Source organism: Cytobacillus sp. IB215665 (genome assembly GCF_033963835.1).
Classification (GTDB): Bacteria; Bacillota; Bacilli; order Bacillales; family SM2101; genus Nanhaiella.
Map to the genome: position 1 here is coordinate 342,004 of NZ_JAXBME010000004.1, position 22,899 is coordinate 364,902.

The window sequence follows — 22,899 nt, forward strand, 5'->3', positions numbered from 1 at the left end:
GTGCCTTCCGCTTTTCTTCTATTGTCTAGCTGCAATGCCTATCCCCTCGAGGTCGCTTCGCCATATTAATTGAAGGCAAAAAGCGCCTTCAAGCGATATGTCTCCAGCGCTTGTCGGGGATGACCGATGCACTTCCGCTTTTCTAAAGTATTTGCATTAATATGGTGATTATGATATAGTTTTTATGGAGATACTATCATAAACGGCAAAGAAAAGAGTGGGGAAACCCACTCTTTCGTTTGTAGTAAATGGGAATTTTTTGTAGTGTCACGTTAAGTGTAGGCTATTTTCGTATACTTTGTTGCAATAGGCTCAATAAAATAAAATAGCTGTAAGAGGCATTATCTACTGTCATCGTTTCCATACGAAGACAAGATGTTAAGAGCTAATTTTTTGAGCAAATCAACAAACATTGAGTAAACAGCCTAATAGCTGTCGACTTGTACTTAGGTAAATGATCATCAGCTTTGGTCATAAGTCATGCCATAGTAAAGATGAAAGATCAATCATCTAGCTGGCTTATCTTGACATATGCTTGTCATCTATATGTGTAGCACAAGTGGTACCTATCTCAAGCATTACGTATCTTAATGAAATGAAAAGTTTAAAGTGCTTGTATGGACTGATCAAGCTACATGAATTTTCTTTATTTTAAGCTAAGGCTTTGGTTCTCAAGTTAGGAGGAAGAAAATGAGTAAGAAGGTAACACAAATTGTTGAAGAATTAGTGATACCTATTTTATCAGAAATGCAGTTAGAATTAGTGGATATTGAATATGTGAAAGAAGGACAAAACTGGTTCCTTAGAGTTTTTATTGATTCAGAAAACGGAATTGATATAGAAGAATGCGGTATCGTTAGTGAAAAACTTGGAGAACAATTAGATGAAATTGATCCGATTCAACATAATTATTTTCTAGAAGTATCATCTCCAGGTGCCGAAAGACCACTGAAAAAAGAAAAGGATTTCGTTAATTCAATAGGTAAAAATGTATATATTAAAACCTATGAACCAGTAGATGGAGCAAAAGAGTTTGAAGGCGAGTTGACTGGTTTTAACGGTACAGTTGTTACAATATCAATGAAGGTTAAAACGAGAACAAGAGTTCTTGAAATACCTTATGATAAAGTTGCCAGTGCTAGACTTGCAATAGCATTCCACTAAAATAGAATTTAATGAAAAAGGATACTTAAGTTGTAGAAAGTTTTCATTGTGAGGGGGATTATTAGTAAATGGGTAGTGAACTTTTAGATGCCTTGACACAGCTGGAAAAGGAAAAGGGAGTTAGTAAGGATATAATCATTGATGCGATTGAAGCTGCTCTAATATCCGCGTACAAAAGGAATTTTAACCAAGCTCAAAACGTGCGTGTAGACCTAAATTTAGCTGTTGGATCTATGAAAGTATTTGCGCGCAAAGATGTCGTTGAGGAAGTGTTCGATCCTAGACTTGAAATTTCAGTTGAAGAGTCTAGACAAATCAATCAGAACTATCAAATCGGTGACGTAGTAGAATTAGAAGTGACACCAAAAGATTTCGGAAGAATTGCAGCTCAAACAGCAAAACAAGTCGTAACTCAACGTGTTCGCGAAGCGGAGCGCGGTGTCATTTATACTGAATTCATTGATCGAGAAGATGACATCATGACTGGTATTGTACAGCGCCTTGATCCTAAGTTTATTTACGTCGGATTAGGAAAAATTGAAGCGTTGTTACCGGTCAATGAACAGATGCCAAATGAAAGATTTCAGCCTCATGACCGAATCAAAGTATATGTTACAAAAGTTGAAAAGACAACAAAGGGTCCACAAATTTTTGTTTCTAGAACACACCCAGGTCTGTTAAAACGTCTTTTTGAGCTTGAAGTACCAGAAATTTACGATGGGACCGTTGAAATTAAATCAGTTTCAAGGGAAGCTGGCGACCGTTCAAAAATATCAGTACATTGTGATAATCCTGAGGTTGATCCTGTTGGAGCATGTGTTGGTCCTAAAGGGCAACGGGTACAGGCGATTGTAGATGAATTAAAGGGTGAAAAAATTGACATCGTCCGTTGGTCGGAAGATACCATTGATTTTGTAGCAAATGCATTAAGTCCTTCAAAGGTATTGGAGGTTATCGTTAACGAAGAAGAAAAGGCAACGACAGTAATCGTTCCTGATTATCAACTATCTTTAGCAATCGGAAAACGGGGTCAAAATGCTCGCTTAGCAGCAAAGCTAACAGGGTGGAAAATAGATATTAAGAGTCAATCAGAAGCGGAACAGCTTGGAATATATCCAGTTGATGATGCACCACTGTTTGATAAGCTTCCTGATGACGAGACATTCGATTTATAAGGAAAAATCGAGTGAGGTAGGTGCAAAAATGAAACAAAAGAAAATACCAATGAGAAAATGCGTGGCTAGCGGTGAAATGAAGCCAAAAAAAGAATTAATACGTATTGTCCGATCCAAAGAAGGCGAAGTATCTATCGACCCAACTGGTAAAAAAGCCGGTCGTGGTGCCTACTTAACGAAAGATAAGGACATTATTCTTCTTGCAAGAAAAAATAATCAATTATCAAAACATTTGAATGCACAAATTGAAGACGCTATTTATGAACAGTTAATAGAGCTTGTCGAGAAGGAGAAACAGTCATCACATGAATAAATGGATGTCTTTGTTAGGGTTAGCGAATCGAGCGCGAAAAATTGTTTCAGGAGAAGAACTTGTTCTGAAAGAAATTCGTAATAATCGAGCAAAAGTAATATTATTGTCTGATGATGCCTCTCCTAATACTATGAAAAAGATAAGTGACAAATGTAATTATTATGGTGTACCATTGCGCATTGTTAATGACAGATACACACTTGGGCAAGCGATTGGTAAAGAGGCACGTGTCGTCATCGCTGTCACTGATGAAGGATTTGCTCGAAAGTTGATTTCATTGCTCGAAATCTAATTGGGGGTGACCATATGGGAAAAATGAGAGTTTATGAATATGCAAAAAAACAAAACATATCTAGTAAAGAGGTAATTAATAAACTTAAGTCTTTAAATATTGTAGTGTCCAACCATATGGCTATGATCGATCAAAACATGATTGATAAGCTAGACAATAGCTATAATAGCTCAAAGCAAAACGAAGCACCGAAAATGAATGAACAAAAGCCAAAACAGGAGCAGCCAAAAGTAAACACTAATAATTCAGCACCTGTAAACAAGGCTAATAATCAACGAGAAGGGAAAAAACAAAATTTGCAAGTCCAACATCAGGGTCAGAAAGTAACAAATAAAAATAAAAAGAACAAAAACAATAAAAAAAATAACAACAACAAAAATAAACATCACCAACAGTCTCATCAGCCAGCAAAAAAAGTGGTAAAGGAACTACCATCAAAAATTACTTTTACAGGGTCTTTAACTGTTGGCGAACTTGCTAATAAATTAAACAAAGAGCCTTCTGAAATCATTAAAAAGTTATTGCTTTTAGGAGTAATGGCAACAATCAATCAAGATCTTGACAAGGATGCAATTGAGTTAGTTGCTAATGAATATGGTGTTGAGGTCGAAGAAGAAATCGTATTTGATGTGACAGAGTTTGAAAAATATGAAATGGAAGATTCAGAAGCTGACTTGAGCGAGCGTCCTCCAGTTGTAACAATTATGGGACATGTTGACCACGGTAAAACAACTTTGTTAGATTCAATACGAAATTCTAAAGTTACACAAAAAGAAGCTGGTGGGATTACACAGCATATCGGTGCATACCAAATTGTTGCAAATGATAAGAAAATCACTTTCCTTGATACACCAGGACATGCTGCATTTACAACAATGCGTGCACGTGGAGCCAAAATTACAGATATTACGATTTTAGTTGTTGCAGCTGATGATGGTGTTATGCCACAAACAGTTGAAGCAATTAACCATGCAAAAGCTGCAGAAGTACCAATCATTGTTGCTGTTAATAAAATGGATAAGCCATCAGCAAACCCTGAACGTGTCATGCAAGAGCTAACAGAACACGGCTTAGTCGCTGAAGATTGGGGCGGGGACACTATTTTTGTTCAATTGTCTGCGATTACAGGTGAAGGGATAGACAATTTGTTAGAAATGATTCAGTTAGTTTCTGAAGTCGAAGAACTAAAAGCCAACCCTTCGAGAAAAGCAGTTGGAACAGTGATAGAGGCCCAATTAGATAAAGGTAGAGGATCCGTTGCTACTTTGCTCGTTCAGAATGGAACGCTAAATGTAGGAGACCCTATTGTTGTTGGTAATACGTTCGGACGTGTGAGAGCAATGGTCAATGATCTCGGTCGCCGAGTAAAACTAGCAGAGCCTTCAACCCCAATTGAACTTACAGGTTTAAATGAAGTTCCACAGGCTGGAGATCAATTCATGGTATTTAAAGATGAAAAAACTGCACGACAAGTAGGAGAAGCGCGTTTACAGAAACAAATGCTTGAGCAGAGAAGTGAAAAAACTAAAGTTACGTTGGACGACTTGTTCGAACAAATTAAACAAGGCGAAATGAAAGACCTTAATATAATTGTCAAAGCAGACGTTCAAGGCTCTGTAGAAGCATTAGCTGCAGCATTGCAAAAAATAGATGTTGAAGGCGTGAAAATTAAAATTATTCATACAGGTGTTGGGGCTATATCTGAGTCGGACATTATTCTTGCATCGGCTTCAAGTGCAATTGTTATTGGTTTTAACGTTAGACCTGATGTTAATGCGAAAAGAACTGCTGAAGCTGAAGATGTAGATATCCGTTTACACAGAATTATTTATAAAGTAATTGAAGAAATTGAAGCTGCGATGAAAGGATTACTTGACCCTGAATTTGAAGAAAAAGTGGTTGGTCAGGTCGAAGTTCGTCAAACATTTAAAGTTTCAAGAGTAGGAACAATTGCAGGTTGTTATGTAACAGACGGTAAGGTGACAAGAGATAGTGGGATTCGCCTTATTAGAGATGGCATTGTCATTTTTGAAGGTGAAATTGACACACTCAAACGATTTAAAGATGATGTGAAAGAAGTATCACAAGGTTACGAATGTGGTATTACGATTGAAAAGTTCAACGATATTAAGGATGGCGACATCATCGAAGCATATGTGATGGAAGAAGTAAGTAAATAATGATTGGTTATGTTGAATGTGAATGCATCATTTATGATGCATCTTCACTCAAAGAAAAACGATCGGTATTACAACGTATCTTAACTCGACAAAAGCAACAATTTAATGTGTCCGTATCTGAAATCGATTTTCATGACGTTTGGCAACGGACAAAGATCGCCATTGTAACTGTATCGAACAACAAAAAAACGAGTGAAATTGAACTTCAACATGCTTTAAAATTGCTTGATTCATTTCCTGAAATCGAAAGAACGATTACAACGTATGAGTGGTTTTGAAAAAGAGGTGATTATCATGAGTCATAGATCAACTAGAATAGCTGAACAAATGAAAAAAGAGCTAGGCCAGATTATCGGTCAAAAAATGAAGGACCCGCGTATTGGATTCGTAACTGTCACAGATGTACGTGTAACAGGCGATTTACAACAAGCAAAAGTTTATATATCTGTTCTTGGTAATGACGAAGAGAAACAGAATACGTTGTTGGGGTTAGAGAAAGCGAAGGGCTTCATTCGTTCAGAAATAGGTTCGCGTATTAGACTACGCAAAACACCAGAACTTTTATTCGAGTTTGACGAGTCAATTGACTATGGGTATCGAATAGAATCTATATTGCATGATATTAACAAAGACGAAAAAAATGAAAAGCAAGATAATGAATGAGGATAGGCGAACAGTCTATCCTTTTTTTAAAGTGACTATGATTTAGGCTAGTTTCGCATTAATTGTAAGAGCTAAACACGAAAATAATTATTGTTCGTGACATTTTTTCTGCTCTAATCAATAGCAAAAATATATTAAATCAAGCTACCAAGTAGACGAAAGTAGTAATAAAGAGATCGTTACCGTGTAATTTTCTTTTTGGTTGCAAGTAGGAAAGTTCTTGGACACTTTCTTCAACGCGCATCTCCTCGAGGTCACTTCACCATTATCATTTATGGCTAGCAGCGTCATCAAATCAAATGCTTCCATTGTTTGTTGTGGAAAATACCCCTGCGGTAGTAAAGCGTATGATCCCAGTCATATTTTTTCACATGAAAGTATAAGTGTAACAGCACTTACAAAAGGTGATCATTATGTTAACGCATGTCTAAGTTAAGAGGTGATAAGTTTGAATGGTATACTATTACTAAATAAACCAAAGGGATTAACATCCCATGATTGTGTATTTAAATTAAGAAAGATGTTAAAAACAAAAAAAATAGGCCATACAGGCACTTTGGACCCGGATGTAACCGGTGTTTTGCCACTATGTGTTGGTCAAGCAACTAAAGTTGTTGAGTTTCTCACAGCCGAAAATAAAGTGTATGAAGGCGAGGTTACTCTCGGCTTTTCTACAACTACTGAAGACGCTTCTGGGGAGATTGTAGCAGAAAAAAATGTAGATCGAGAGATAAGTCGTCAAGAAGTTTTGCAAGTGTTTGACCAGTTAACTGGGCAAATCGAACAGACTCCACCTATGTACTCAGCAGTAAAAGTAAATGGCAAAAGGTTATATGAGTATGCTCGTCAAGGAATTGAGGTAGAGCGGCCTACAAGGACGATAACAATCCACGAGCTGTCTTTATTAGATGACCGAGAGCTATTTACTAATGATACAGTTTCTTTTCGATTTAGAATTTCATGTAGCAAAGGTACATACGTCCGTACAGTAGCAGTCATGATTGGTGAACTGTTAGGCTTTCCGGCTCATATGTCCAACCTTATTCGAACAGAGTCGGGCAACTTTTCACTACAACAATGCTTATCTTTTGATGAAATCGAGCAGTTGGTCAATGATGGTGAAATGAAGAAGAAATTATTATCGCTAGAAAGCGCACTTACTCATTTGCCGAAATTACAAATAAATGATAAAGTAGCAGAGAAAGTGAAGAATGGTGCAGTTTTGCCTATGGCAGAAGAACTATCATATATAGATGTTAATGTGCCTTTTTGTATGATGGATCGTTTTAATCATTGTTTAGCATTATATATAAAACATCCAGAAAAAATGCATTTGATGAAGCCAAAAAAAGTTTTAGTTACGGTATAGCTTTAATGTGCGATCATATTTCCTATTTCTACAAGGCTGCCTTCGTATAGCTAGTTGTTAAGAGTACCTAGAAATAAACCACGATATAGTTAAATTTCGTGGGATCTTTTCTTCATTAAAGCGATGACTGTTGCGTAAAACGACATCTTTATCAATTTAGGAATGATAGCAACAAAGCTTTTGAAAAGAGCTTTCTACAAAAAGGTAACAAACGAGTAAGAATAAGAAAAGGTGAGCAATAAATGAAAGTTATAAATATATCTCATCCTCATCAAATGAAAAAGGAATCAATCCCAGAAACAGTTTTGGCATTAGGCTTTTTTGACGGAGTGCACTTAGGTCATCAAAAAGTGATAACAACTGCGAAAGAAATTGCTAATCGACTCGGTATGAAAAGCGCAGTTATGACTTTTTTTCCTCATCCTTCGGTTGTCTTGGCAAGTAAAGAAAAACATGTTGAATATATTACTACACAAGCAGCTAAAGAACAATATATTGCCAAATTGGGTGTAGACATGCTGTATGTTGTGAAATTTACAAGCGAGTTTGCAAATTTATTACCTCAGCAATTCGTTGACGATTATATTATTAATTTGCATGCTAAGCACGTAGTTGCTGGCTTTGATTTCACTTATGGTAAATTAGGTAAGGGTACGATGGAAACGTTGCCGTTTCATTCAAGAAATCAATTCGATCAAACGACCGTTGATAAATTGACTGAAGGGAATGAGAAGATCAGTTCTACATCTATACGTAGGATGATAAAGAACGGTAATATGAAATCACTTCCTAGCTTTTTAGGCCGCAATTATCATGTATCTGGTATCGTGATTGATGGGGATAAAAGAGGAAGAACGATTGGCTTTCCAACTGCTAATGTCAAACTAGAAGAGAATCATATATATCCAGCTGTAGGAGTTTATGCTGTTCGAATCAAAGTGAAATCAACGTGGTATCAGGGTGTATGTAATGTAGGTTTTAAACCAACATTTAATAAGAAAGAAGACCTGAACCCTTCTGTAGAAGTTCATATTTTTCATTTCGATGAAATGATATACGGTGAACAAGTCGTAATAGAATGGCATGACAGAATTCGTAACGAGCAAAAATTTTCAAGCATTGAAGACTTAGTACAGCAAATTGAAGTAGATAAACAAGAAGCAATCAAGTACTTTGAAAAAAATAAGGAACAGACTTGCTTTTTGTCATAAAAAGGTGTAACCTATTATACGTATTATGAAAAGAACCGTTGCTTGGCAATACGATTCACCAACGTTTGCTCGGTAACTGGGGATTATTTTGAGGAGGTGAAATGGATGGCTATCACACAAGAACGTAAAAATGAACTAATTGGTCAATACAAGACTCATGAAAGTGATACTGGTTCTCCAGAAGTTCAAATTGCTGTCCTAACTGAGGAAATTAATAATTTGAACGATCATTTACGTGTTCACAAAAAAGATCATCATTCACGTAGAGGTCTATTAAAAATGGTAGGTAAACGCCGTAACCTATTAAATTACTTACGTAATAAAGATGTTACACGTTACCGCGAACTAATTAATAAACTTGGCTTACGTCGATAATCAACAGAAAGCGGGAGAGGATTCCCGCTTTTTTGTTAGCAAAAAATATACATAAAACTTGTAAAATAAAGTTCATACTAAAGTAACGATATAAACAATAGAGAGGGGCATGATTATGGGACAAGATAAGCAAATCTTTTCTACGGAATGGGCCGGTAGGAAGCTAACCGTAGAAGTAGGTCAATTAGCGAAACAAGCCAATGGTGCAGTGTTGGTACGTTATGGAGATACAGTTGTTCTTAGTACTGCTACTGCTTCGAAAGAACCTAAAAAAGTTGACTTCTTTCCTCTAACAGTCAATTATGAAGAGCGATTATATGCTGTTGGGAAAATTCCAGGAGGCTTTATTAAAAGAGAAGGGAGACCAAGTGAAAAGGCGATATTAGCTAGTCGACTAATCGATAGACCAATTCGCCCATTATTCCCTGATGGATTTAGAAATGAAGTCCAAGTGGTAAGTATGGTCATGAGTGTGGATCAAGATTGTTCATCTGAGCAAGCAGCTATGTTCGGGTCTTCGTTGGCGTTATCAGTATCTGATATTCCGTTTGGCGGTCCTATCGCTGGTGTTGTTGTTGGTAGAATTGATGGTGAGTTTATCATTAATCCATCGGTTTCACAAATGGAGGAAAGCGATATTCATTTAGTAGTCGCTGGTACACAAGATGCTGTAAACATGGTTGAAGCTGGTGCAGAAGAAGTTCCAGAAGAAACGATGCTTGAAGCAATTATGTTTGGACATGAAGAGATTAAAAGGCTTATTTCATTCCAACAACAAATTGTTCAGGAAATTGGAAAAGACAAAATGGAAGTAACACTTTATGAAGTTGATGAAGTTCTTGAGAATGAAATTAGAGCATTTGCAGAGGAAGATATTAATAAGGCAGTGCAAGTCTTTGAAAAAAAAGCTAGAGAGCAAGCAATCAATCAAGTTAAAGCATCTGTAATAGAAAAATATGAAGAGCAAGATGCAAGTGAAGACACTTTAAAGCAAGTAAATGAAATTTTAGCTAAATTAGTAAAAAAAGAAGTTCGTCGCCTCATTACAGTAGAGAAGGTTAGACCTGATGGACGTAAAGGTGATGAAATACGACCTCTTTCATCAACTATTGGAATTTTACCAAGAACTCATGGATCAGGTTTATTTACACGTGGGCAAACCCAAGCATTGAGTATTTGTACATTAGGAGCTTTAGGGGATGTACAAATTTTAGATGGACTTGGCATTGAAGAGTCGAAAAGATTTATGCATCATTATAACTTTCCTTCTTTTAGTGTTGGGGAAACGGGCCCAATGCGTGGACCAGGGCGTCGTGAAATTGGTCATGGTGCCTTAGGTGAACGTGCACTTGAACAAGTCATCCCATCTGAGAAAGAGTTTCCTTATACAATTAGACTCGTATCTGAAGTGTTAGAGTCTAACGGTTCAACGTCACAAGCTAGTATATGTGCAAGTACATTAGCTATGATGGATGCTGGTGTACCAATTAAGGCACCTGTAGCGGGTATCGCAATGGGACTAGTAAAAACGGATGAGCATTATACAGTATTAACAGATATTCAAGGTATGGAAGATCATCTAGGTGACATGGACTTCAAAGTAGCTGGTACTGAAAAAGGCGTAACAGCTTTACAAATGGATATTAAGATTGAAGGTCTGTCACGTGAAATTTTAGAAGAAGCATTGCTACAGGCTAAAAAAGGTCGGATAGAAATATTAAATAGTATGCTTGCAACAATTAGCGAGCCACGCCAAATTCTGTCTGAGTATGCACCAAAAATATTAACTATGTCGATTAATCCAGATAAAATACGAGATGTGATTGGCCCAAGTGGTAAGCAAATTAATAAAATTATTGAAGAGACCGGGGTAAAAATCGATATCGAGCAAGATGGAACCGTCTTTATTTCTCATATGGATGAAGAAATGAACCAAAAGGCGAAGAAAATTATTGAAGATATCGTTCGTGAAGTTGAAGTCGGCCAACTTTATCTAGGTAAAGTGAAAAGAATTGAAAAATTTGGTGCTTTTGTTGAGTTATTTAGTGGAAAAGATGGACTTGTTCATATATCAGCACTTGCTGAAGAACGTGTTGGCAAAGTAGAGGATGTTGTCAAAATTGGCGATGAAATTTTAGTGAAAGTAATAGAAATTGATAAGCAAGGAAGAGTCAACTTATCAAGAAAAGCAGTTTTACGAGAGCAAAAGGAACAAGAACAAAAATCTTAAACTCTTTTCGAAAACTTTGCTGTACTTTTTTAAAAATGGACAGCAAGGTGAGAGTTTATTCGAGCCATCAAATTATAAAAAGTAGCAAAGGTGTCACAAACGTTAGAGTTTAGGTGTATATCTCTAGTACGAAAAGCAACATGCTGTGGGTACGCAGCAAAATTTTAGAATTTTTTCCATTATGTATAGCTTAGACAGCTCGGCAATGAAGCCGAGTTTTTCTTAAGGCTTTCTTTTAGCAACTTTTTTTACATACATGCAAAGCAAAACGAAGTTATATGTAAATCTTAATGTTTTTAAAAGAGAAAATGGCATGAAAATCTAATTGTAGTCGTATTTATTTGTTAGAATGTATGTTTAAAGAATCCTATAGAAGGAAGAAGAGTTAAGCTTGTTAACAACACATCATCTGCATTTTGAATAGCATCTTCACTGTTAGTTGTTCTACCTTGTCCTCATTATACATATTTTTTAGTATAAAGGGGGAAAACTAATGAGAAAGTTATCAGTGCAGATTCTTGCTTTTATAACAATATTAATTATTACTATTGGTGCAGTCCAAAATCCATTCACATCAAGCTACGTGAAAGGGTTAAAAAATAGTACGATGACTGTAGCAAAGCAAATGGATTCACTTTACATAGAAATAAAGGAGAAAGCTCCTCAATATAAGATTCCTGCACAAAATGCTGAGGTTCATAAAGTGTGGAAAGCAACACCTGGGTATAATGGTTTACAAGTTGATATAGAGGCTTCTTATGAGAATATGAAAAAAGAGGGTAATTTTGATGAGAAGAAGCTTGTACTTCAACAAGTTCAGCCTAACATCCACTTATCGGATTTACCTCCTTCGCCAATATATAGAGGACATCCAGATAAACCGATGGTTGCTTTCCTAATCAATGTTGCTTGGGGAACAGAGTACATCCCATCAATGTTAGAAATATTAAATAAACATAAAGTAAAAGCTACTTTTTTTCTAGAAGGTCGTTGGGTAAAAGAGAACCCTGACCTTGCAAAAATGATAGTGGACGCTGGTTTTGAGGTTGGAAATCATTCGTACTCACATCCAAATTTAAGATTGATGGGTTCGGATGAAATCCGCGATCAATTAGTTAAGACAAACGACATCATTCAGGCAACGACAAATAAATCCTCAACTTTGTTTGCCCCACCTAGTGGAAGCATTCGAGATGAAGTTGTAGAAATTGCATCAGAGCTAAATATGGGGACGATTATGTGGAGTGTTGACACAATAGATTGGCAACGCCCAGAGCCTCATGTAATAGTAGACCGCGTAATAACTAAAGTACATAAAGGTGCAATGATCTTAATGCATCCAACTTCTTCAACAACCCAAGCACTTGAAACATTAATACTTTCAATTAAGCAAAAAGAACTACAAATAGTTGATGTTACTACATTACTAAGTGAAGAACGAATCTTACGCTGAAGGTACGTTCGCTTAATGACACCTTATTGTACATTAATAGGTGAGAATTTAGTTAATAATGCAGTAACTAAGGAGGAACGAAGTTGATTAAGAAATATACATGCCAAAATGGTGCAAGAATTGTGTTAGAAAATATACCTTCTGTTCGTTCAGTTGCAATTGGTATTTGGATTAAAACTGGATCACGTAATGAAAATGAACAGAATAATGGAATTTCACATTTTTTAGAGCATATGTTCTTTAAAGGAACAACTAATCGTTCCGCTAAAGAGATTGCAGAATCATTTGATAGTATCGGTGGACAAGTAAATGCGTTCACGTCTAAAGAATATACTTGTTACTATGCAAAAGTACTTGATGAGCATGCAACATACGCTTTGGATATACTGTCGGACATGTTTTTTAATTCTGTTTTTGATGAGGAAGAGCTACAGAAGGAAAAGAATGTTGTGCTTGAAGAAATTAAAATGTACGAAGACACTCCTGACGACATTGTACACGATTTATTAAGTAAAGCTACCTTTGGTCAGCATTCATTAGGCTATCCAATTTTGGGTACAGAAGAGACGCTTGAAACATTCACTGGAGAAGCTTTACGAGATTATATGAAGAATACATATACACCTGAAAATGTCGTGATTTCAGTTGCTGGTAACATTAATGAGAGCTTTATTAAAGATGTTGAGCAACAATTTGGATCATATGAATCGGAAGTATCGGTTGATGAATTAACGACGCCATCTTTCCATACTGACAAATTAGTACGCAAAAAAGAAACAGAACAGGCTCATCTATGTATGGGATTTAATGGGTTACCTGTAGGGCATAAGGATATTTATAGCCTTATCGTGTTAAATAATATCTTAGGTGGAAGTATGAGTAGCCGCTTATTCCAAGAGGTTAGAGAGAAAAGAGGATTAGCATATTCTATATTTTCTTATCATTCCTCTTATCAAGATAATGGTATGGTAACGATTTATGGCGGAACTGGAAAACATCAACTTGAAACATTATTTGAAACAGTCCAAGAAACGTTATTAGACTTAAAAAATGACGGCATTAGTACAAAAGAGTTAAAAAATAATAAGGAACAAATGAAAGGAAATTTAACATTAAGTCTTGAAAGTACAAATAGTCGAATGAGTAGAAATGGTAAAAACGAACTGTTGTTAAAACGTCATCGGTCATTAGATGAAGTACTATTAGATATTGATTCAGTTAGTGAAGAGAGTGTCAATCGTTTAGCAAGAGAACTTTTTACAGAACAGTTCTCAACAGCTCTCATTAGTCCTGACGGTATATTGCCGGTAGGCAAATAAGCCATCTTCAACATGATCGTCCAAACGATTTTATGCCTATAGAAACTTGTAGGCATTTTTTTTATGGTTATCCCCTACAATGTAGTAGAGAGGAGGATAAAAAATGAGATTAAGTGAATTAAGTGGCAAGGAAATTGTTGATGTCAAAAGAGCAGAAAGATTAGGAGTGCTAGGCCAAACTGACTTGGAGATCAATGAGCAAACTGGACAGATAAATGCATTAATTATTCCAACATTAAAATGGTTTGGATTTCGGAAACAAGGTACTGAAGTACGTGTTCCTTGGAAGCATATTAAAAAAATTGGATCTGATATGGTGATTATAGACATACCAGAAACTGAAACAAACGAGTGAACTGTTAAAAATTAGATCTTAGAGGTTTGGATCAGGTGGAAATGATACTCCACCTGATTGAGTATCTCTATTTGTGAGAATGTGTGTCTAACAATCTTTTACCCAAGCGATCAATCGGTTGTCTTTAATGCATTATGCTATTTTACATAGATGGTTGATTTAGTACTGAAACAATAATTTGCTGCAACTTCTCTCAAGATCATCAGCTACATTTTAGGAAGGCTGTGTTCGAATTTTTTGGTGTTTTTTGTTCAAAAAAATAGGTACGTATACAATTAAAGTTTCATAGCAATTTTTTCTAAAACCAATACGGTCACTTATATTCTCGATTTACGTCTTCAATCGTAATAAAGGTTCCAAAAAGAGCCTTGTGATAATAACGTAATATCACAATAGAGGCAATAACAAAAGATTAACTGGATTTGGTTAGTCTTTTTTGTTGTAATCATTCACCTAATGAAATCCCATAACATAAAATGTGAAAGGAACGGGAATATATAGGCATTTATCCTACACATTTTGCGCGTAATTTATCATCAAAAGAAGGTGAATTTAATGCTAACAGGCATGAACATCGTTGTTATAGGTGGAGATGCACGTCAACTTGAGGTCATACGGAAGCTAACTGAGTTAGATGCAAAGTTATCATTAATAGGGTTTGATCAATTAGACCATGGTTTTACTGGGGCAACTAAAGAGCAAATTGACGAACTTAAATATGCAGATATAAGTGCCATCGTATTACCTATAGCTGGAACGAACAATGAAGGAAAAATAGAAACAATATTTTCAAATGAAAAAGTAGTACTAACAAAAGAAATGTTATTACAAACACCAGAGCATTGTGCGATTTATACGGGTATAAGTAACGAGTATTTGGATCAACTTACGACAACATCTAATAGAAAACTCGTGCAAATAATGGAAAGAGATGATGTGGCGATATATAACTCAATACCTACAGTTGAAGGTACGATCATGATGGTCATTCAAAATACCGATTTTACCATTCATAATTCTAAAGTAGCAGTATTAGGGTTTGGTAGGATTGGCATGAGTGTTGCTCGTTCTTTTCATTCATTAGGAGCTATGGTGAAGGTTGGTGCAAGGCGATCAGAACATTTAGCTAGAATTTATGAAATGGGAATAGAGCCTTTTCATTTATCGTTATTAAATAAAGAAGTTAGTGATATTGATGTGTGTATTAATACAATTCCTCACCCTATTGTGACAGCAGGCGTGATTTCTAGAATGCCAGCCCATACATTAATTGTTGATCTGGCGACAAAACCAGGTGGAACTGATTTTCGTTACGCAGAAAAACGCGGTATTAAAGCGTTTTTAGCTCCTGGCTTACCAGGTATCGTTGCACCAAAAACAGCAGGTCAAATTGTTGCCAATGTACTGTCTCAATTGTTAATTGAAGACTTACAACAAAGAAAGGTGGACGAATGATGTCTTTAGTTGGGAAAAGAATAGGTTTCGGATTAACAGGTTCACATTGTACCTATGATGCGGTAGTACCACAAATTAAGCAACTAATTAAGACAGGTGCCGAGGTATTGCCTGTTGTTTCTCACACTGTTCAAACAACCGATACACGGTTTGGAGAAGGTGAGGATTGGGTACGAAAAATTGAAGAGCTAACAGGTCAAGAAGTAATCAATACAATTGTAAAAGCAGAACCTCTTGGACCAAAAATTCCTTTAGATTGTATGGTAATTGCTCCATTAACAGGAAATTCACTGAGCAAATTTGCTAACGCAATGACTGATTCCCCAGTATTAATGGCTGCAAAGGCAACATTAAGAAACCAAAGACCGGTGGTTGTTGGTATTTCAACAAATGATGCGCTTGGCTTGAATGGTGTCAATTTAATGAGGTTAATGGCTACGAAAAATATATACTTTATTCCTTTTGGTCAAGACGCACCAGTAAAGAAACCAAACTCTATGGTTGCTAATATGGATAAGCTACAGGATACCGTATTATCAGCACTGGAAGGTCAACAATTACAACCAGTAATAATTGAGCGCTTTCAAGATAGCCAACTTTGAATAAACTTGATAAAATATAATAGAAGTGCAAAATTATGAGGGATTTTATTTAAAAACTGCTCTTCTTTAATACGTGAATATGATAAAATATTGTTTATTATAAAATAGGGGAACAGATGAACTATTCCTCATTAATGATGAATGATACCTTAGTTGGTTACTTTCGAAAGGGGCAGTAAAATGGAGCACGTTAAAGGATATCATGTAGCAGTTTTAGGAGCAACAGGAGCAGTTGGACAACAAATGATCAAAACTTTAGAAGAGCGAAAATTCCCAGTTGCAAAGCTAACCTTGCTTTCTTCAGAGCGTTCAGCAGGAAAAAAAGTGTTGTTTAATGGGAATGAAGTAGAAGTGCAAGTTGCAACACCAGAGAGTTTTCAAGGTGTAGATATAGCTCTTTTTAGTGCAGGTGGTAGTATTTCAAAACGATTTGCACCAGAAGCGGTGAAGCATGGTGCGATTGTTGTTGATAATACAAGCGCGTTCAGAATGGATGAAAATGTACCTCTCATTGTTCCTGAAGTAAATGAAGAAGATCTTAAAAACCATCAAGGCATTATTGCTAATCCGAATTGTTCGACCATTCAAATGGTCGTTGCATTAGAACCTATTCAAAAAGCATTTGGACTAACAAAAGTATTAGTTTCAACATACCAAGCAGTATCTGGTGCAGGTGCAGCTGCAATTAAAGAATTAAAAGATCAAACAAAAGCAATTATTGACAATGAAGAATTTACTCCCGCTGTACTACCGGTAAGTGGGGACGATAAGCACTATCAAATAGCATTTAATGCGGTACCGCAAATTGATAAATTCCAAGATAATGGTTTTACGTTTGAAGAGATGAAAATGATCAATGAAACAAAAAAGATTATGCATAGACCAGATTTAGAAGTTGCAGCGACATGCGTGCGTCTTCCTATAGAAACAGGGCATTCTGAATCAGTATATTTTGAGATTAAGGATCAGAATGTTGCAGCGCAAGATGTAATTAATGTACTATCGGATGCACCTGGTATAGTCGTTCAAGACAATACAGCAGAACAGGTTTATCCAATGCCTGCTCATTGTGTAGGTAAAAACGATGTTTTTGTAGGTAGAATACGTAAAGATTTAGACCGTGATCATGGGTTTCACATGTGGGTAGTATCTGATAATTTACTAAAAGGTGCAGCTTGGAATTCTGTGCAAATTGCAGAAAGTCTAATTAAATTAAATTTAGTGTAAATTCATATAAGCTGAGTTAAATCTTGTATGAAGTTGGAAAACTACAAGAGGTGTAATAATGAAAATCATCGTTCAAAAATTTGGAGGAACTTCTGTAAAAGACGAAAAGGGTCGTAACCTAGCTAGGGAGCATATTGAACATGCATTATCAGAGGGCTATAAAGTTGTTGTGGTTGTTTCTGCTATGGGTAGAAAAGGCGCCCCTTATGCAACAGATACTTTAATTGATTTGTTAGGTTCAGATAAAAGTAAGGTAAGTAAACGCGAACATGATATGTTGCTATCTTGTGGTGAAATAATTTCCAGTGTGGTTTTTTCAAATATGTTAAATTCTTTTGGAATTCAAGCAACTGCAATGTCTGGTGCACAAGCAGGTTTTCGCACGAATGATGACTTCACGAATGCGAAGATTACAGATATGAAATGTGATCGTGTCATTTCGTTACTAGCTGATTATGATGTTATCGTAGTAGCTGGATTTCAAGGAGCTACGAAGTATGGAGATGTAACTACGATTGGTCGTGGTGGCAGTGATACATCTGCAGCAGCTCTCGGTGCTGCACTTCATGCAGAATGGATAGATATTTTCACAGATGTAGAGGGTGTCATGACGGCTGACCCACGCGTCGTTTCTTCTGCAAAACCATTAGACATAGTAACATACAATGAGATATGTAATATGGCATACCAAGGAGCAAAGGTTATACACCCTCGTGCTGTTGAAATTGCTATGCAAGCTAAAGTTCCGATTAGAATCCGTTCAACATATTCCAATTCACCAGGGACACTTGTTACCACATTAGATAAAAATAATAAAGGTTGCGATGTGAAAGAACGACTTATTACAGGCATTGCTTATGTTTCTAATGTTACACAAATCAAAGTGTTTGCTAAAGAAAATGAGTTTAACCTTCAAACAGAAGTGTTTCAAGCAATGGCTAATGAAAAAATCAGTGTTGATTTTTTTAACATTACACCAAATGGAGTAGTGTACACAATTCCTGACGAATTAACAGATCATGCGATTGAAATCTTAAAACGCAAAGGTTATGATCCAATCATTACAAGACATTGTGCAAAGGTGTCTACTGTCGGTGCTGCAATAAATGGTGTTCCTGGAGTAACAGCGAAAATCGTAACAGCGTTATCAGAACTAGGAATTCAAATTTTACAATCAGCTGATAGTCATACGACCATTTGGGTGTTAGTTAAACAGGATGATATGGTGAAAGCTGTCAATGCATTGCACGATGCCTTTCAACTTTCAGGAGAAAATCACGAAGTCGGAAGTAATAATCATAAAACATCATGATAGTGTTCATTATTGAGGATAATCATAAGGGGAAGAACAGACTGCTTTGATCTAATGCATGAGTTTGTTCCGGACTTTTTGAAGTATCTTTTTACAAATATTAGTAAGGAGTGGGAAGATTGATTGATTTCGGGAATGTGGCTACTGCGATGGTTACACCATTCGATAATCGTGGCAATATTGATTTTTCGAAAACTAGCCAACTCGTAAATTACTTAATTGACAATGGTACAGACTCCCTTGTCATTTCAGGTACTACAGGTGAATCAGCAACCTTATCTACTGAAGAAAAAATCGCTTTGTTCCAACATGTGGTTTCAGAAGTAGCTGGAAGGGTTCCAGTCATTGCTGGTACTGGAAGTAATAATACGTATGCATCTATTGAATTAACAAAAAAAGCTGAAGAAACAGGAGTAGATGGGATTCTTCTTGTAGCACCTTATTACAATAAACCAAATCAAGAAGGTTTATATCAACATTTTAAAGCAATTGCCAACAGCACTAAGCTTTCTGTTATGCTTTATAATGTTCCAAGCAGAACAATCACTAATATCTCACCAGAGACGATTATTAAACTTTCAAAAATTGACAATGTCGTTGCGGTAAAAGACGCCAGTGGTGATCTAAATGCTATGACAGAAATCATCGCAAATACTGACGAAGATTTTCTTTTATATAGTGGAGATGATGGTTTAACTCTTCCTATACTTGCAATAGGGGGCAGTGGAGTCGTCTCTGTTGCATCACATGTTATTGGCAATGAGATGCAGGAAATGATCCATGCATATCGCAATAATATGTTAAGTGAATCAGCATTACTTCACCAAAAACTATTACCTGTTATGACGGGTCTTTTCATGGCACCGAGTCCGGCACCAGTAAAAACAGCTTTACAAATACGCGGGCTAGATGTTGGTTCAGTTCGATTACCGTTAGTGCCTTTAGCGGAGCATGAACGGGTGAAATTATCCAAACTACTACAACAAATTTAAAGAAGGAAAGAGCCATCACAATTGTGATGGCTCTTTTTTTTCGTAATATTTGTCGTTAAGTTACTATCAATGGACTGGTAATATGAGGTTTATGAGAGCACAATATTATAAGAGTATAAATGAAGCAACGAACGCTAGTTTACTTGCTAATAATTATGAGGAAGCAGCAATAATCAATGTGAAAAATAGTCTTTACTTATGTGCAAATCGCCCCGTTAATTAACTTGTATTCAAATTCATGCATCAGTTATAATGGACGTAAGTTATTTAGCGACGGGTAAATTGTACATAGGAGGATGTCATATTGAGTGAAAAGATAGATATAAGACTTATTGCGCTTGGAGGGCTAGGTGAAAGCGGCAAAAATATGCATGTATTGGAAATAGACAGAGATATTTTTGTTGTTGACGCTGGGCTTAAATATCCAGAGGGAGAAATGTTCGGTGTTGACGCTGTTATTCCTGATATTAGTTATTTAATTAAAAATAAGGAGAGAGTGAAAGGCATATTCTTAACCCACGGTCATGAAGACCATATAGGCGCAATACCGTATGTATTGAAAGAGCTAAAAGTGCCGATCTATGGTACGAAATTAACATTGGCCTTAGTAGGGCAATTATTAAAACAGCATGGACTAGCGGCGGATGACTTGTTGAATGAAGTAACAACAACGTCAATATTGACAGTTAACCAAGTGAAAGTATCTTTTTTCCGAACAACTCATAGTATTCCAGATTGTGTTGGCATATGTTTTCATACAGGTGAAGGTGCAATTGTTCATACAGGGGATTTCAAATTTGATCAAACACCTGTTGGAATGGAAACAGCTGATATTGATAAAATGGCATCTATAGGCAAAGAAGGGGTGCTTTTTCTTTTATCTGATAGCTCCAATGCTGACAAACCAGGATATTCTGTTTCCGAATCGGTCATTGGCCAAGAAATTTCTGAAGTAATTTATAGTGCTCCAAACCGTGTTGTAGTAGCAACCTTTGCATCTAATATTAATCGAATTCAACAAGTGTTAGATGCGGCCAAAGAGAATAATCGCAAAGTAGCCATTGTGGGAAGGCACATCTATGATATAGTTATGCTTTCAATTGACTTAGGCTATTTAAAAGTAAGTGATGATATAATTACGCCTCTAAATCAAATTGAAAAATTACCAGATCATCAAGTATTAATTTTAACATGTGGAACGAAGGGCGAGCCTATGGCTGCTTTATCAAGAATGGCAAATCAATCAAATAAACGAGTACATATTCAACCGAAAGATACGGTTTTAATTGCTTCACCAGTTATCCCTGGAAGTGAACTTATTGTATCCAAAACGATTGATCATCTTCTTCGTATTGGAGCCAATGTCGTTTATAACAAAAACCTAACTGACATTTCTAGTCACGGAAGCCAAGAAGAGCTTAAATTGATGTTAAATATGATGAAGCCTACCTATTTTATTCCAACCCACGGCGAATATCGAATGCAAAGTGCTCATGCTAAATTGGCACTTTCAGTTGGCGTAAAATCTGAAAATGTTTTAATTGTAGATAATGGTGATGTAGTTGAATTTAATAATGGTAAAGTCTCGACAGGCGAAAAAGTCCCTGCTGCCAATATCTTAATTGATGGCTTAGGCGTGGGCGATGTAGGGCACATCGTGTTACGAGATCGTAAACTACTATCGAAAGATGGTATTTTGATCGTTGTCGTAACACTTGATAAAGTAAAAAAACAAATTGCATCAGGACCCGAAATCATTACAAGAGGATTTGTTTTTGTGAGGGAATCAGAATCACTTATAGAACAGGCTTGCGAAATTGTAAATAAAATTATAGCTCAGAGTATTAAAGGGTATGTCATTGAATGGAATTCAATCAAAATAAGTATTCGGGATGCTTTAAATGAATTTTTGTTCCAACAAACAAAACGACGCCCAATGATTTTGCCAATTATAATGGAAGTGTAGGTGTATTGTTCATCGACTGTGTAATAGAGCTAAATATTATGTACATATTTAGTAAAGAATGAAATTATTTATCTCGTTCATACTAAACGTATCAAGCGTTGAAGGGAGATAAAAATGGCATTCGACCGATATGAAAGTGAACAAAACTCAGAAGAAGTTGATAAGGGTAATCAGGGTGAAAAAAAAGATGAAAGTCTAGTTAGCAAAATTCAACAGCTTGGCCAAACGAATATTCCTCAATTATCTCAGGATTCAAAAATACATTGTTTAACCATCATTGGACAAATTGAAGGACATGTTCAACTGCCGCCTCAAAACAAGACAACAAAATATGAACATGTTATCCCACAAATTGTTGCTATTGAACAGAACCCAAACATAGAAGGGCTCCTGGTCATATTGAACACTGTTGGTGGAGATGTAGAAGCGGGATTAGCTATTTCAGAAATGCTATCCTCATTATCCAAACCTACTGTATCAATTGTTTTAGGTGGTGGGCATTCTATCGGAGTACCTATTGCGGTTTCTTGTGATTATTCTTTTATAGCTGAAACGGCTACGATGACCATACATCCAGTTAGGTTAACTGGGCTAGTCATTGGAGTTCCTCAAACTTTTGAATATATGGATAAAATGCAAGAGCGTGTACTTAATTTCATTACTAAGCATTCAGCAATCTCCGAGGAGCACCTTAAAGAACTGATGTTTTCAAAAGGAAATTTAACACGTGACATTGGTACAAATGTTATTGGTTCTCACGCAGTTGAGTACGGTATTATTAACGAAGTTGGAGGAGTGGGGAATGCAATAAAAAAATTGTCTGAATTGATTGAAGGCCAACCGAAACAGAATGAAAGTGAGCAGATGCTACAATGATTCTTTACACAATGATGCCAGCAGAAATCATTTTCCAACAGGAGAGTGAAGTATATAATCAACAAAAAATGGTCGTTATTGATGGCGTAAACTTATTGGTCAATGAAACAACAACTAATAATTACCAAATCTCTAGAGTCATAAGTACAAATCCTCAAGACTTTTTACGTTCAGAAGTTGCGCCTGGTAATATACTTTCAAAAGACAGAACGAATGTACTATTTTAATTATGCTATTTATTCCATCAATATGTTATAATTTATATGCATATAATTTAGGCAGCCTAAAATGGGCTGCTTTTTATTCGATTATCATACATACATATGTTTATTTAAGGCTGTTTTCGGATGATTTGTTTACAAGAGGGTCT

General features: G+C 36.2%; 22 protein-coding genes. All 22 read left to right on the forward strand.

Annotation, left to right across the window (positions count from 1 at the left end; genetic code table 11):
- The first annotated feature begins 690 nt into the window (after positions 1 to 690).
- The 22 genes from rimP (at position 691) to SLH52_RS08055 (ending at position 22,756) form a co-directional block, all read left to right on the forward strand.
- Positions 691 to 1,164, forward strand: coding sequence for a ribosome maturation factor RimP (gene rimP, locus SLH52_RS07950; RefSeq protein WP_320208726.1), 474 nt, complete (start codon positions 691 to 693; stop codon positions 1,162 to 1,164).
- A gap of 68 nt (positions 1,165 to 1,232) precedes the next feature.
- Positions 1,233 to 2,339, forward strand: coding sequence for a transcription termination factor NusA (gene nusA / locus SLH52_RS07955; RefSeq protein ID WP_320208727.1), 1,107 nt, complete (start codon positions 1,233 to 1,235; stop codon positions 2,337 to 2,339).
- A 28-nt stretch (positions 2,340 to 2,367) separates the two neighbouring features.
- Positions 2,368 to 2,652: an RNase P modulator RnpM gene (rnpM, locus tag SLH52_RS07960; RefSeq protein WP_320208728.1), complete on the forward strand. Its 285-nt coding sequence runs from the start codon at positions 2,368 to 2,370 to the stop codon at positions 2,650 to 2,652.
- Positions 2,645 to 2,944, forward strand: coding sequence for a YlxQ family RNA-binding protein (locus SLH52_RS07965; RefSeq protein WP_320208729.1), 300 nt, complete (start codon positions 2,645 to 2,647; stop codon positions 2,942 to 2,944). Before rnpM ends, SLH52_RS07965 begins: the two co-directional genes overlap by 8 nt.
- A gap of 14 nt (positions 2,945 to 2,958) precedes the next feature.
- Positions 2,959 to 5,124 (forward strand): translation initiation factor IF-2, encoded by a 2,166-nt coding sequence (gene infB / locus SLH52_RS07970; protein WP_320208730.1) that lies wholly within the window; start codon positions 2,959 to 2,961, stop codon positions 5,122 to 5,124.
- A complete protein-coding gene (locus SLH52_RS07975; protein ID WP_214482723.1) occupies positions 5,124 to 5,402 on the forward strand; it encodes a DUF503 domain-containing protein in 279 nt (92 codons plus the stop codon). The genes infB and SLH52_RS07975 overlap by 1 nt, the downstream gene beginning before the upstream one ends.
- A gap of 16 nt (positions 5,403 to 5,418) precedes the next feature.
- The gene (gene rbfA / locus SLH52_RS07980; protein ID WP_320208731.1) at positions 5,419 to 5,787 is read left to right on the forward strand and encodes a 30S ribosome-binding factor RbfA; all 369 of its coding nucleotides are present in this window, start codon (positions 5,419 to 5,421) and stop codon (positions 5,785 to 5,787) included.
- Positions 5,788 to 6,235: 448 nt separating this feature from the next.
- Positions 6,236 to 7,156 (forward strand): tRNA pseudouridine(55) synthase TruB, encoded by a 921-nt coding sequence (gene truB / locus SLH52_RS07985; RefSeq protein ID WP_320208732.1) that lies wholly within the window; start codon positions 6,236 to 6,238, stop codon positions 7,154 to 7,156.
- A gap of 242 nt (positions 7,157 to 7,398) precedes the next feature.
- Positions 7,399 to 8,367 (forward strand): bifunctional riboflavin kinase/FAD synthetase, encoded by a 969-nt coding sequence (ribF, locus tag SLH52_RS07990; RefSeq protein WP_320208733.1) that lies wholly within the window; start codon positions 7,399 to 7,401, stop codon positions 8,365 to 8,367.
- A gap of 105 nt (positions 8,368 to 8,472) precedes the next feature.
- Positions 8,473 to 8,742: a 30S ribosomal protein S15 gene (gene rpsO, locus SLH52_RS07995; RefSeq protein ID WP_214482727.1), complete on the forward strand. Its 270-nt coding sequence runs from the start codon at positions 8,473 to 8,475 to the stop codon at positions 8,740 to 8,742.
- A gap of 115 nt (positions 8,743 to 8,857) precedes the next feature.
- Positions 8,858 to 10,972: a polyribonucleotide nucleotidyltransferase gene (pnp, locus tag SLH52_RS08000; RefSeq protein WP_320208734.1), complete on the forward strand. Its 2,115-nt coding sequence runs from the start codon at positions 8,858 to 8,860 to the stop codon at positions 10,970 to 10,972.
- Positions 10,973 to 11,465: 493 nt separating this feature from the next.
- Positions 11,466 to 12,425 (forward strand): polysaccharide deacetylase family protein, encoded by a 960-nt coding sequence (locus tag SLH52_RS08005; protein ID WP_320208735.1) that lies wholly within the window; start codon positions 11,466 to 11,468, stop codon positions 12,423 to 12,425.
- 83 nt (positions 12,426 to 12,508) lie between these two features.
- Positions 12,509 to 13,744 (forward strand): pitrilysin family protein, encoded by a 1,236-nt coding sequence (locus tag SLH52_RS08010; RefSeq protein WP_320208736.1) that lies wholly within the window; start codon positions 12,509 to 12,511, stop codon positions 13,742 to 13,744.
- Between the two features lie 103 nt (positions 13,745 to 13,847).
- Complete coding sequence (locus SLH52_RS08015; RefSeq protein ID WP_214482731.1) at positions 13,848 to 14,099, forward strand: YlmC/YmxH family sporulation protein; 252 nt, start codon at positions 13,848 to 13,850, stop codon at positions 14,097 to 14,099.
- A gap of 555 nt (positions 14,100 to 14,654) precedes the next feature.
- Entirely contained in the window at positions 14,655 to 15,554 is a 900-nt protein-coding gene (dpaA, locus tag SLH52_RS08020; RefSeq protein ID WP_320208737.1) for a dipicolinic acid synthetase subunit A, read from the forward strand.
- Entirely contained in the window at positions 15,554 to 16,156 is a 603-nt protein-coding gene (locus SLH52_RS08025) for a dipicolinate synthase subunit B (RefSeq protein WP_320208738.1), read from the forward strand. The genes dpaA and SLH52_RS08025 overlap by 1 nt, the downstream gene beginning before the upstream one ends.
- A 180-nt stretch (positions 16,157 to 16,336) precedes the next feature.
- Positions 16,337 to 17,383, forward strand: coding sequence for an aspartate-semialdehyde dehydrogenase (gene asd, locus SLH52_RS08030; RefSeq protein WP_320208739.1), 1,047 nt, complete (start codon positions 16,337 to 16,339; stop codon positions 17,381 to 17,383).
- A 58-nt stretch (positions 17,384 to 17,441) separates the two neighbouring features.
- Positions 17,442 to 18,695, forward strand: a complete 1,254-nt coding sequence (gene dapG, locus SLH52_RS08035) for an aspartate kinase (RefSeq protein WP_320208740.1) — start codon at positions 17,442 to 17,444, stop codon at positions 18,693 to 18,695.
- A 119-nt stretch (positions 18,696 to 18,814) separates the two neighbouring features.
- Positions 18,815 to 19,687 (forward strand): 4-hydroxy-tetrahydrodipicolinate synthase, encoded by an 873-nt coding sequence (gene dapA, locus SLH52_RS08040; protein WP_320208741.1) that lies wholly within the window; start codon positions 18,815 to 18,817, stop codon positions 19,685 to 19,687.
- A gap of 301 nt (positions 19,688 to 19,988) precedes the next feature.
- Positions 19,989 to 21,653, forward strand: a complete 1,665-nt coding sequence (locus SLH52_RS08045) for a ribonuclease J (RefSeq protein ID WP_320208800.1) — start codon at positions 19,989 to 19,991, stop codon at positions 21,651 to 21,653.
- A 114-nt stretch (positions 21,654 to 21,767) separates the two neighbouring features.
- Complete coding sequence (locus SLH52_RS08050) at positions 21,768 to 22,529, forward strand: ClpP family protease (protein WP_320208742.1); 762 nt, start codon at positions 21,768 to 21,770, stop codon at positions 22,527 to 22,529.
- Entirely contained in the window at positions 22,526 to 22,756 is a 231-nt protein-coding gene (locus SLH52_RS08055) for a YlzJ-like family protein (protein WP_320208743.1), read from the forward strand. The genes SLH52_RS08050 and SLH52_RS08055 overlap by 4 nt, the downstream gene beginning before the upstream one ends.
- The last annotated feature ends 143 nt before the right edge of the window (positions 22,757 to 22,899 follow it).